The 12,160-nt window shown below is 56.5% G+C and carries 11 protein-coding genes and 2 pseudogenes; 6 read left to right on the top strand and 7 right to left on the bottom strand.

The features are described 5' to 3' along the window. Positions 1 to 49: 49 nt before the first annotated feature. Positions 50 to 685, bottom strand: a complete 636-nt coding sequence (locus C440_RS05780) for a VOC family protein (protein ID WP_008319190.1) — start codon at positions 683 to 685, stop codon at positions 50 to 52. A gap of 76 nt (positions 686 to 761) precedes the next feature. On the opposite strand from C440_RS05780, the pseudogene C440_RS05775 reads away from it, so the two are divergent. From C440_RS05775 to C440_RS05765, 3 genes and pseudogenes are all read left to right on the top strand, one after another. Next, positions 762 to 1,118, top strand: a pseudogene (locus tag C440_RS05775) (winged helix-turn-helix transcriptional regulator). 84 nt (positions 1,119 to 1,202) lie between these two features. Next, positions 1,203 to 2,369, top strand: coding sequence for a low temperature requirement protein A (locus tag C440_RS05770; protein WP_008319187.1), 1,167 nt, complete (start codon positions 1,203 to 1,205; stop codon positions 2,367 to 2,369). 48 nt (positions 2,370 to 2,417) lie between these two features. Next, positions 2,418 to 2,759 carry a DsrE family protein gene (locus C440_RS05765; RefSeq protein WP_008319185.1) on the top strand — a complete coding sequence of 114 codons (342 nt, stop codon included), beginning with the start codon at positions 2,418 to 2,420 and terminating at the stop codon, positions 2,757 to 2,759. A 16-nt stretch (positions 2,760 to 2,775) separates the two neighbouring features. On the opposite strand, the gene C440_RS05760 is transcribed toward C440_RS05765, so the two are convergent. Beyond that, positions 2,776 to 3,408 carry a hydrolase gene (locus C440_RS05760; RefSeq protein WP_008319182.1) on the bottom strand — a complete coding sequence of 211 codons (633 nt, stop codon included), beginning with the start codon at positions 3,406 to 3,408 and terminating at the stop codon, positions 2,776 to 2,778. A 296-nt stretch (positions 3,409 to 3,704) separates the two neighbouring features. On the opposite strand from C440_RS05760, the gene C440_RS05755 reads away from it, so the two are divergent. Further along, complete coding sequence (locus tag C440_RS05755) at positions 3,705 to 4,754, top strand: enolase-like domain-containing protein (RefSeq protein ID WP_008319180.1); 1,050 nt, start codon at positions 3,705 to 3,707, stop codon at positions 4,752 to 4,754. An 809-nt stretch (positions 4,755 to 5,563) separates the two neighbouring features. On the opposite strand, the gene C440_RS05750 is transcribed toward C440_RS05755, so the two are convergent. The 3 genes from C440_RS05750 to C440_RS05740 are packed head-to-tail and all read right to left on the bottom strand — an operon-like array spanning position 5,564 to position 9,318. Further along, positions 5,564 to 5,935, bottom strand: a complete 372-nt coding sequence (locus C440_RS05750; RefSeq protein WP_008319176.1) for a hypothetical protein — start codon at positions 5,933 to 5,935, stop codon at positions 5,564 to 5,566. 35 nt (positions 5,936 to 5,970) lie between these two features. After that, entirely contained in the window at positions 5,971 to 6,471 is a 501-nt protein-coding gene (locus tag C440_RS05745; RefSeq protein ID WP_008319175.1) for a DUF2262 domain-containing protein, read from the bottom strand. A gap of 9 nt (positions 6,472 to 6,480) precedes the next feature. Further along, on the bottom strand, positions 6,481 to 9,318 hold the full coding sequence (locus tag C440_RS05740; RefSeq protein WP_193788392.1) for a hypothetical protein: 2,838 nt from the start codon (positions 9,316 to 9,318) through the stop codon (positions 6,481 to 6,483). 86 nt (positions 9,319 to 9,404) lie between these two features. On the opposite strand from C440_RS05740, the gene C440_RS17670 reads away from it, so the two are divergent. Next, entirely contained in the window at positions 9,405 to 9,785 is a 381-nt protein-coding gene (locus tag C440_RS17670) for a hypothetical protein (protein ID WP_008319169.1), read from the top strand. 33 nt (positions 9,786 to 9,818) lie between these two features. Then, a complete protein-coding gene (locus C440_RS05730; protein WP_008319167.1) occupies positions 9,819 to 10,097 on the top strand; it encodes a DUF7342 family protein in 279 nt (92 codons plus the stop codon). 767 nt (positions 10,098 to 10,864) lie between these two features. Here the strand turns inward: C440_RS05730 and C440_RS18015 are convergent. Together C440_RS18015 and C440_RS17295 are read right to left on the bottom strand one after the other, a co-directional pair. Then, positions 10,865 to 11,277: pseudogene (locus C440_RS18015) on the bottom strand (IS6 family transposase); the annotation flags it as partial. A gap of 81 nt (positions 11,278 to 11,358) precedes the next feature. Continuing rightward, the gene (locus C440_RS17295) at positions 11,359 to 11,976 is read right to left on the bottom strand and encodes a hypothetical protein (protein ID WP_152417838.1); all 618 of its coding nucleotides are present in this window, start codon (positions 11,974 to 11,976) and stop codon (positions 11,359 to 11,361) included. Between the last annotated feature and the right edge of the window lie 184 nt (positions 11,977 to 12,160).

The following is a 12,160-nucleotide window of genomic DNA, read 5'->3' as shown; positions in this document are numbered from 1 at the left end:
CGAAGGGGCGCCGTGAGGCTTTGCTCCGTTTCTCTGGGTTCTGCCGAGCTTAGTCGAATCCGCCAGCACCAGACTGCGCGTCGGGGAGTGTCTTCCGTTCGACGGGTATGTCGAGTTCGTCGAGTGCGGCTTCGAGATGTTCCGCTTTGGCGTACTCGGCACCGTCTTGGAGTCGTTTTTCCTGTGCGAGGGCCAGCACTTCGCCGCGCCGATCGTCGGGAATCTCGAATTTGTCGGTCGCCAGCTCGATGACGAGACCGTTGTGATCGGTTGTATACAGCGAGTGGAAGATCCCACGGTCAAACTCGTTGTAGTGATGCCCGTGTTCTTCGAGCCCGGCACGGGTCTCTTCCAGCCGTTCGGGCTCGTACCTGAACGCGACGTGGTGGACACCGCCAATCGGTGTTCGCAGGCGGCCCGCGTTCGTCTCTCGACCGTCTTCGACGAAGAACGTCAGCATGCGTCCATCCCCCGTATCGAAGAACAGGTGTGTGATGTTCGGCGCGTCGAGATTAGGTTGCCTGAGGACGAGTGACATCCCGAGTACGTCACGGTAGAACGCGATCGTGTCCTCGACGTTGCTTCCGATAATCGAGACGTGGTCCAGTCCAGTCGTGTGGAGCGCACTGTCCGGTGTCTCGACCGTCACCGGCGGTTTCGTGAGTGTGGATTGATCGCTCATCATAGTATCGTTGTGTAACCTACTTCGTTTCCGAACCGGTATAAGCTCCCGCAGACAACGACAGCACCAGGTGACAGTCATGCCAGTACCCCGGTCAGATTCGGAGGCCGATCTCGGCGACGACTTGTGTAACGTGATCGACTCGCTCAGCCAACTCGAATCGAAGTGGCGACTGGTCGTTCTCTACGACCTGCAGTAGGTTGAGAAACGGTTTAACGAACTCAAGCGCTCGACCGGTGCGTCAGGCCGGACCCTCTCCCGGGTCTTGGATGCCCTCCAGGAGTTAGGATACGTCAATCGGCGTCTGGAAGAGGATGCACCCGTCGCTACGTTCTACAGCCTCACTACGAAAGGCGAATCGCTTTGCCCGGTGTTCGACAAAATAGAGGAGTGGACGAGTGAATGGGCTGGCGAATCGCGGTCCAGCTCTGATTGAGTAACAGTATCACCGAGCCAAACACTCCTAGAGAGCACGCAACTCCTGAATATTGAAGCCCCGCCGTCTGAAACGAAAGGGTAGATGACATCGGCTCTATCCATCTTTTCGACTCACGCAAATGTCGGTGAGAGCGAACAGGAAGTAACGCCACTGGAGTTATTTTTTGACCTCGTCTTCGTCTTCGCCATGACCCAGGTGAGTGGCTTCCTCGCCAACCATCTGACGTGGGTCGGAATCGTTCGTGGTGTCGGCTTGCTCGCCGTACTGTGGTGGGCGTGGGTCACCTATTCCTGGTTGACGAACGCAATTCCCGCTGAGGAAGCACTACCGGCACGACTCGTGCTTCTCACAGCGATGGCGGCAATGCTCATCGTCGCACTCGCTGTTCCCGACGCTTTCGGCGATGACGGCGTACTCTTCGGCCTTGCGTACTTCCTTGTCCGGGTATTGCATGTAGTGCTGTACGCGATTGCCACCGATCCGGAGACTCGAGATGCGATTTTGCGACTCGCCCCTGGATTTTTATTTGGACCGATACTCCTCATCCCGGCGGGATTTCTCGATGGATCGATGCAAGCATTGTTGTGGACCATTGCGCTCGCAGTCGACTACGGCGTCCCGTTGGTCCGAGGTGTGTCCGGCTTCAAAATCCAGGCGAGCCACTTCGTTGAGCGCTATCGCCTGATCCTTATCATCGCACTCGGCGAGTCTATCGTGGCAATCGGCGTCGGCGTCAACGCCGGTGACCTGGCGCTCACTCCGAGCGTTATCGTCGCCGCTCTCTCTGGAATCCTGCTCGTATTCGCACTCTGGTGGCTCTACTTCGACTACGTCGTGCTCGCTGCCGAACGGCGACTCGTTTCGGCGACCGGTTCGGAGCGAGCGGCCCTGGCACGGGATTCGTACAGTTATCTCCACCTCCCGATGGTCGCGGGAATCATCTTTACCGCGCTCGGAATCGAGCAGACGCTCGCACACGTCGGAGAGTCGCTTGGGGTTATCCCAGCCGTGGCGCTCGGTGGCGGTGGGGCACTGTACTTGATCGGACACAACCTCTTTCGATTCCGCGATACCGGAACGATCAGCATCCCTAGATTCGTCGTTGCTGTCGGGAGCTGTCTGATAATTCCGCTGTCGACCTACGTCTCAGCACTTGTTTCGCTGTTTGCGCTGATGGTTTTGTTTGTCGGTCTCTCGGGCTTCGAGACGGCCCGATCTGAATTTCGCCAAACGGTTCGAGGGAGCTGAATCGACGGCAGCGAAAACACTTACCGACCGCTGTCCGATGAAATCGGTATGAAGACCGTCTTTCACGTGGCAGATGGAGCGGACGACATTCAAGACGCGGCGATTCGATACGCCAAGGGTATCTTTCACGACGAATCCGTCGAGATGGATGCTGTCGCAGTCGTCGTCAACGCATCCGGTATCGAACTCGTTCGGTCGGACTCCGACTACGCCGAGGAAGTCGCCGAACTATCCGAGGGAGCTGTCCAGTTCGTAGCCTGCGAGAAATCGATGCAGGCCGCTGGACTGACGCCAGACGACATCCTTGACGTCGCCGAGACGGCCCCCACGTCCGTCGGAGAACTCACGCGGCGTCAGGAAGACGGATACCACTACATCAAGGTCCCCTGAACCTGTCCGAGTAATCCTACTCGGAGAGGAAGTCCGCGAACTCGACGGCCATCCCGAAGTCGCCACCGTGATCTTTTGCGATCTGGTGCGCTCGTTCGGCACCGTCAGCTGCCCAGTCGCGCTGCAGTTCGTAGAGGACCTGCGACCACGTGACTGGTGTCACACCGGCTTCGATCATCCGCTCCATCGCACATTCGTGATCTGGGGTCGTCTGTCCGCCAGATGCATCGGCAACGACGTAGACGTCGTATCCCGCGTCCACCGCTGAGAGCGCAGCGAAGCAGACACAGACTTCAGTCCAGAGGCCAGCGATGACCAAGCGGTCACGGCCGGTGGCTTCGACAGCTTCGACGAACGCCTCGTCCTCCCACGAGTTCATCGTCGTTCGGTCGATTACCTCCTCGTCCGGTAACGTCTCCGTGATCTCCTCAAAGAGAGGCCCGTTGTACTCTCTGCCGATGCTTGTGAGGACCACCGGGAGGTCGTACGCGTCGATGGTCTTTGCCAACCCGGCGACGTTATTCCGGAGTTTCCCGGTTTCGATGGTACTGACTCCGAGTACCATCTCGGGCTGATGGTCGATGAGTGTGATTGCACAGTTCTGGGGCGTGAGCAACTGATCGCTCGGAGTAGCAGTTACCTTGTCCATAGGATCTAAATTCGTCCACGCACCGGAATAAGTGCTTGCGGACAGGAACAACACCAGGTGACAAGGATGCCAACTCCCAACCCATATCCCATACTGACGGCCACAGTAGATGCCAGCGCTCGGAGTCCCCCCAAGGGACCGACGCGTGCGCTGAGTGTTGACCAACCGGACATTCCTTGACTCCAGAAGGTCAGGCCACCGCGACCCGAACAGAGGAGCGGATGACAGGAATGCTACCAGGTTCTACGATTGTCTCTCTCACTTATTAATGGCGTCGGGACAAAGGAGGACTCACGATGTTGTACGATCACGTTTCCGAACTGGAATTCGAACTAGAGGACTACGATCTCGAACAGCGCGAGCGGGACACGTCCAGTGGCTTCACCCGAGCGACGACCATCGTCTCGTTACACGGCGATGGCGAAACCGGGCGTGGCGAGGACGTCACGTACGACAACGACGCCCACGAAGCCCTCAACGGTTCCGTAGGAGACTTCCCCATAACGGGTGAATACACCCTCGACGAGTTTTCGGGCCAAGTATCCGAGATCGATCTCTTTCACGGTACTGAACCGGACCAATCGATATTCCATAATTATCGACAATGGGCGTTCGAGAGCGCCGCGCTCGACCTCGCATTGAAACAGTCCAACACGAACCTCGCCGATTGCCTCGGCCGCACGTACGACCCCGTTCGATTCGTCGTGAGTACGCGTCTGGAGGATCCGCCGACCGGCGACATCGTGCTCGACTGGCTCGACCGCAACCCTGAGCTAGAGTTCAAACTCGACCCGACATCGGAGTGGACTACAGAGGTCATAGAGCGACTCGCGGCAACTGACGCCGTCCGAACACTCGACCTCAAAGGGCAATACCACGGGACGACAGTCGATCAGCCTGCTGATCCAGAACTTTACAAGCGAATCATCGACGGCTTTCCCGAGGCACTCATCGAAGACCCGGAAATCAACGAGGAAACGCGACCACTGTTCGAAGATGAGAAAGCCCGTGTGACGTGGGATTACCCGATTCGAGGTGTCGAGACGGTCGAAAACCTCCCGTGGGAACCGAAGTGGCTCAACATCAAGCCATCTCGATTCGGCTCGGTCCAGTCGCTCTTCGACACAATCGATTACTGCCGAGAGCATGATATCCAGATGTTCGGCGGTGGGCAATTCGAACTCGACGTAGGCCGCGAACACATCCACGCAGTTGCGTCTCTGTTCTATCCCAATGCACCAAATGACGTAGCTCCGAAGGCATACAACGATCCCGACCCGGGCGGTGAGCTTCCGTCGAGCCCGCTCGCGCCGCCAACGGTTTCTCAGGGTCTCTCTTGGCAGTAGCGAGTGCAAACGACTAACATAGTTTCTGAGGATGGACAATTTTCGCGTTGATTCGTCGAGAAATTGGGCTAGACATCTGGGAAAATGAGCTAGGGAACTTGACCAATTTAGATAGTTCTCGGTGATTGTCAGAAATCAGCCGGAATATTCCGTCCAGAGATAGTGCCACCGCTCACGAGGGGCAAGCCGCTGTGTTCATTCAGTAGTCAGGTGGCACCAGTGCCGAAGGGACCAATTCAACGGCTGGTAAATCGCCATACAGCGGTTGATTTGGCTATGGTGCGGCACGCTTGATGTTATGAACGACACATTTCAAGACGAGTTCACGAAATTCTCGGTATCTTCTCACGCACGCCCCAATCGAGCACGATGATATCGTGGTCAATATCAGTACGGGAACAGGTATCGTAGCTCTCGAAGTGTGACCACGTGTTAGGGCAGGACATCTAGGACGAGTGGCTCCGATACGCCCGTGAGACGGCTGAGTGTCGCGGTATCGAGAACGTCTCGTTCGACCATGGGTCGTTTCGTGAACCGAACGTTGAGGAACCGGTGGATGTCGTCGTCGCAAGCTACGCTCTGTACATGGTTGACGACGAGGCAGGCAAGGACGGACTACGCGTTGCCATTGACGGACTCGCGGCGTTGAATCCGTGTTGCATGGTGTGGCCGACAAGATGCGCTTCGTCCCGACACAGGATGGGCTGTTCGTCGTGTACAACGAACGCGACCGGTCACAGTCGCCCGAACGCCGACGGACTTGGGTCGGGTATCTGTCGTAACTGTGCGTGGCCGCCGAGCGTCCTATCTCAGTCACCTGACGGCCGACCGGGCCACAGCACAGCTTCGAGTTTGTACGCGTAACGCCCGGATTGCACTTCACCGAACGAAAGCACGGCGAATCGCTCGTCAGGGTCACCACCGAGAACCGCGTAGTGCAGTTCCAGTCCGGTCTCGCTGCCGCGATACACGGGTTGCCCGTCGAACGTGTCCACCGGGAGTCCGAGAGACGACGAAATCTCCTCTGAGGAGACCCCTGAAAGATGCGCGTCCAACTCCGCGATGTCCAGCAGATCACTCGGTTCAATGGTGTAGCTCGTGTCCTCGGATTCGACTGTCAACGTGCCCGTCGCCAAGTCTTCGAGGTATTCGATACTGCTGTCCGCCGGTTCGAGATGCATGGTTCGGAATGTCCGGTTTCAGTCGTCGGTGCAGGTCACAGATACGCCTCGGTAATCCCCTCTTCGAGGGTGCCAGAGACCTTGATACGGTGGTCGAAGAACAGGCCATTGCCGCGATGCCAGAACGTGAACCTGCCATCGTGGCCGATGGTGACGGTTTTCGGTTCCATTCTGTCCGTGAACTCTTCGGCGGTCACCGTGTCCTCGTCTGTTCTGATCCACTCCACGTTCTTGAGTTCGAGCAACTCGTCGAGCGCGTACTGCTGGATCCGTTCGTTCCACGCCGACTGGTCGTCCCACAGTTCTTTCGCGACGGAGAGTCCGGACAGGCGCTCGCCGGTTTCGGTGGGCGAGAGGATCAGCTCTATCTCGTTGCCGTTCCATTCGGCGGTCGTAGAATAGCCGCTCCTGGTCGGCTTCTTCTCGAAGGTCCCGAATTGCTCGTCTTCGTACGTCTCGGGCTCCTGTGATTGCCCGGAACCGGGCGTTTCGCCGTCAACTTTGTTTCCGTACGATAGAGGCAGACCTAATTGCACCGTTTCGGTTTAGGTAGACGAGGGGCCGTCGAACCCGTCATACTCGGCGAATGGAGCGAACTGGAGTGCACTGGTTAGCTGTGACTGTATCTCCTCGTCGTCGGGGAAGTCGTGGGCGAGCAGTTCGAGCCGTTCGAGAGCCGACTGACGGTCGCCGGGTGTCCCCACCTGATTTTTGATAGCGTGAACCAGTGCCCAGGCGAGTCGCCGTTGGATCATCTGGTTGTCGGGATTGTCCCGAGCGAGGGTCTGGAGCCTGTCGAGGCGCGTTCGGAAGTCGTCGAGTCGACCAGCAGCCGCCTCCCGTTCCATGAGTTTACAGAGCCCAGCACCGAACTCGGACTGAATCTCCTCGGCATTGGGATGGTCTGTGGCGTGGGCTTCGAGCCGGTCGAGGTAATCCCCTGCGTCTTCGAACTGCCAAGCACCACTCGACGCAAAGACCGCGTTGAACAGAACCTGCGCGAAATCAGACTGGATCGCATCGGTGGCGGGATTGTCGGCAGCCAGTGTTTCGAGGCGGTCGACTGACCGCTCGAACGCGTCGAATCGGCTGTCCTCAGCTTGGTATCGTGCGGTGGTGAAGACTGCTTTCGAGAGTCGCTCCTGTACCGTCTCGACGTTCGGATACACCGTCGCCAGCGCTTCGAGACGGTCCAGTTGTGTGTCCACAACATCGGTCCGTCCGGCTTCGGCCGCGTGGAATGTGGCGTTCCAGAGCGCCGTCGCGAACGCTGCCTGGACGCCTGAGACGGCGGGATATGCACCAGCATGTGATTCGAGCTGGTCGAGCGAACCGCCGTTCGCGAGAACGTCCGCGAGGACGACCTGTATCTCCTCGTCGGTCGGATGTTCGCGTGCGAGCGCTTCGAGACGGTCGAAATAGTCCCGGTCGTGCTCGAATCGGCCTGCCTCCCGCTGGGTGAGGATCGCAGTCTGCAGCCCCGAAGCGAACGTACGTTGGATTCGCTCGCTCTCGGGAGTGGCCGCTGCGATGGATTCGAGCTGGTCGAGCCGCGTCGGGAGCACGTCGACTCGACCGGCGTCGCCCTCGTGGGAAATAGCCGTCTCCAGCGCTCTTGCGTAGTGACACTGGATTTCGGTATCGTCACGATGGCTGCTGGCGAGGCGGTGGAGGCGGTTGAGGTAATACTGTCCGTCCTCGAATCGGCCGGTGGTTGCCATGTAATACACCACCACGCGGAGGGTGTCGGCGAACTGGCGTTGTACCGCCTCGAACTCGGTCGAGGCTTCGGTGACGGATTCGAGACGCGACAGGACCGTCGTGAGGTCGTCCATCCGACCGGCCTCTCCCATGAACGTGACGGCGTTGTACAGCGAGGTGGCAAACGCGCTTCGGATCTCTGCGTTGTTCGGGAAGTCGGCGACGAGTGCTTCGAGACGGTCGAGATGGACGTGGAGACCGACGAGTAGCCCGGCATCCCCCTGATTCTGCGTCGCGTTCAGGGTCGCCTTTGCGAGTCTGACGTGAATCTTCTCGATGCCAGAGTGGCTCTCAGCGAGGGTTTCGAGCCAGTCGAGGAGTCTTCGTTGGTGTTCGAACCGACCGGCTTGGCCCGCGTCGGTCACGGCGTTGAATAGCGCGAGACTGAGCCTCGACTGTATCTCCTGGTGGTCGGGCTGGTCGTCGGCCAGTGTCTCGAGCCGGTCGAGAAGGTGGTCGAGTTCCTCGAACTGGCCGTGGCTCCCAGCGTGCGTGGCAGCACTGGCCAGGCTCTTGGCGAGATTGCGCTGGAGGGCATCGGTGTCTGGATTCTCGGAGACCAGTTCCGCGAGCTGTTCAAGGTCCGCTCGCTGTGCGTCGAGCCGACCAGCTTCGCCCCGGTAGTAGCTGGTGTGATAGAGCGCCTCACCGATGCGGGTTTGAATCGCTTCGTTGTTGGGATACGTGGAGACGACCGAGTCGAGATCGTCGAGGTAGGATTGAACCGCCTCGAACCGCCCAGCGCTCGCATTGTACGTCGCTGCGTTATAGAGTCCCTTCGCATAGCGGACGTGAATCGCTTCAGTCGGGGTGGCGTCGCACAGCTGTTCGAGTCGGTCGATGCGGGCGTCGAGGCGCTCGAATGCTCCGGCTTTGCCCTCCGCACCTGCAGCGTTGTACAGTCCGTTGGCGAGTTGGAGCTGTATCTCGTCGGTGGTCGGATACTCCATCGCGAGGGCATCGAGGCGGTCAAGGTGCGTCTGAAGCACGTCGAGCTGGTCGGCGTCGGTCGCATGATACACGGCATTGAACAGGCCTGTTGCGAACTGGGACTGAACTCCTCTGTGGTCCGGGTGCGCACGGGCGTGGGCTTCCAGCCGGTCGAGTGACCGCTGAGCGTCGTCGAATCGACCGGCCTCTCCCTCATGATATGCAGCGGTGTAGAGTGCGCGTGAATGAAGATATTGGGTCCTGTCGTCATTGTCGTATTCATCTGCCAGTGACTCCATGCGTTCGAGGTGGGTCGCCATGGATTCGACGCGTCCTGATGCCCCGTCATACCCGATTGCTTGCACCAGCGTCCGAGCTAGTAGCTGTCGAAGCGTGTCAGCGCGAGGGGTGTGCGCGACGATGGACTCGAAACGGTCGAGGGGAACGGAGAGCTGTTCGAACTGTCCGGTTTTGATTGCATCGACGATGGCTGCAAAGAGAGCGTCGGCGAGTGCCGACTGACTATCGTCGTCAGCGTTGTCCGACAGCAGCGACAGGATGCTGTCGACGTGTGACTGGCGGAACGCGTCGGTATCGGAATCGAGTGCGCTGAGGAGCGCCTCCACGATCTCAGCGTTGGCCGGAGGGGAGGAGGTAGGGGTGGCTTCAGCGGGAGGCTCGTCGCCGTTCATTACCCGATATCAGATTCCGCTGACAATAAACAATGTGATGGCCTTGTTGCGATTGAAAAAAAGCAGCGCTCGAAGCACTCGGATCGATGGGTGCTGCGGATCAAGACACAGCCGAGCATGTCGTCGGGGATCTGCAGGCCGGCCTTCGCGACGTCACCTCGGCCGTACGGTCGTCGGCAGCGAACGCCGGTGACGACGACCCCGCTGTCCGCGCCTGGGCTCTCGTCGCTTACTTGCGGGCGATAACCGCGTATGGGCGAGTCGCTGCCAACGACGCCAGTGTGTTTGAGGACCGTCTCGACGACGCAGCGTCCGTGCAGTCGGCGGCTGCAACCGTCGTCCTAACGATTAACGCGTGGACCCTGATCATCAAGATTCAGCTCGCAATTAGTCTCAAGAGTTCGTTGACGACGTTGGGGGCAGCGTCGGGGTCGGGTGGCTCGACGGGCCTCCCACAGGAAGGGTAATAAGCCTCTCAAACGAATTTCTTTACGAGCATCATGAGCGATCCACCGTCGATAGATTTCGCGGCTGAGTGGGATACAGTGCTCAATCGTCGGACAGCGGTCGAAAACATATACGATGTCGCCCTCCAGCTCGCTGAGCCATTGCGTGTCGCTGCAATCGCAGACCGAGTAGAAGTCACGCCCGGTACCGCACAGAAGTACCTCCGCTTCCTCACAGAACTGGGCGTCGTGAAGAAAGCATGCGACGTCCCAGCTACCTACGAGCGCAACGATGCCTTTCGAGTGGCGGCGAATCGAGCGGTTCCAGACTGAACACAGTGTCGAGAACTCCAAGAACGAATTCGTGAATGACTGACCAAATCGCAGACTACGAAGCGTGCGTAGGTCGCGTCTATTTAGTTACTGTGACTGATGGGTGGTGGTTGAAGCATCAAGTCGGTAGGCGTTCTCAATGGTGTTGAAGTCATCGTTGAATGCGTACCAGTAGTTCGTCTCCGTTGAAAACGTTCAACGTAAACATTGTGAAGAGTTGCTATTCCAGGGGTTTCTGCGAATGCTGTTGGAAATTCGAACCTCAATAAGTCACCAGGTGTAAAGAAGATTTCAGCAGAGCAGAGGTACCGTCTTCCACCAGTAAAGAGGCATTTCCGACATCTATCCTCCAGTTATATATTGAAGCAATAACACTGTCAAATATGGACGAGATACCAACACCGATTTTCGGAATATTGTCCGCATCAGCTATGGTACTTCTCATGTACTATGGTTCATTCTGGAATTTGAAGCTGGGTTTAGTGGTGTTTGTAACATATTTACTCGGTGTATCTTTATTAGTTCAGTATCGAATTCCCCTAGAAAAACCCAGCAATTCATCAATTGCACTACTAGTACTCACGATTACCCTAGCACCGTTTTTAGGAGTTACCTCTGACCTCCCGATAGGATCAGATCTACGTGTATCAATAATAATATTGATATATGGTATAGGGTTATGCTTGTCTGGGATCACTCTCAAAATATACACTGAACAGCGGCGTGAACGTTCCGTCTCAGCTACATTATAACCTGACTATCACTGTCTAGTTGATCGCCAGAACTGATATTCTTCGGTTTAGTAACTGACTCGGTCGGTGAAAGTGATAGTAATAGATGAACACTGCAAGCCATTGGCAGAGATTCAGCAGACATACGCATGAATTCCAATAGCCAAATACATCGACAAGAAACATCGCCTCTGAACAGTCCTGTTTCTCCGTGAGTCCATGTAGAAACGCAGCAGCTAAATTAGTCTAATGACGTTCAAATAACGCAACGTCAAAAGTCACTTTTCTGTCGAGGTCTACTGCAGCGTATAACCATGATTACTCTCTGTTGAGTTTGACAGCAGCCTCGTCGACTGCAACCTGTCAGCTAACCGAGGTGCCTACTTGAAAATTGCTTGGGACGAACGTTCTACGCTGAGGAGATACAGAACCGATTCTGTCTCTCTGAGCAGGTCTGAGAGTAGTATAGGTCGCTAGCTCTTCGAGCTGCTTGGTCCTATATAGACAGTGTCATTTGTCCGTTCCTGAGTTCAGTCCTCGTGAGTACAGGCGTATCCAATTTCAGCCCTCGATACTTTGTAATTGTCACAAATATTACAGTTATCGCCAACGATCCACAGCGCAAGATTACCACTTGAAGATAGGAAGCACCCGATCTTGCCTACAGCGCAGCTTGCTCCCCAAACGCTACCTGCGATAATTAAACAATCCCAGTTATAGCTCGTACAGTTGCGGGATACCACGGTTTCACAACCACATCGGTAGCAGACACCGCCACTGCCAGGGGGCGCAGTGTTATCCATCGGTTGAACCATACCACCAGAATCAGTGATATCATCGGAATCAGGATGCCCAAACGTGCTTGTTTCCTCTTTTACGGTTCCATCAATTACTACAGCCGAAGTTTCTGTATGCTCTGAAGTGTTAATTAAATTAACACTTGTCGGCTCTTCGTCTGTACTAGTCCAACGGAACACACCATCAGAACCGTCTTCTTCAACGTTTGATAGCATTACCGCGACAATTATAAAGTCATCTCCATCTGGGACAACGATTTTTCTGTACGTTCCATCCTTGAGATTGCAACCCCAACCATGGTCAGAGATATAGTCCAAAAGTTTGTTAGCCTCACTATCGGCCTGAATCATAGATATCGTCTGATCAATCTCTGAGCGAGATAATTCCTCAATATCTCGATCAGACTCAGGGGTGTCACCTGAAGCACTTGCTGTGGACGAAAGAAGCGTTGCACTGCCTGCAGCACCGATTGTTTTTAGCACACTTCTGCGATTGATGTCAGATTTCCTGGGCATCAACTACATCTTACTTTGC

Origin of the sequence: Haloferax mucosum ATCC BAA-1512, assembly GCF_000337815.1 — an archaeon.
Lineage (GTDB): Archaea > Halobacteriota > Halobacteria > Halobacteriales > Haloferacaceae > Haloferax > Haloferax mucosum.
Note: the sequence above shows the minus strand (reverse complement) of the source record. Positions and strands in the feature narration are given on the sequence as shown.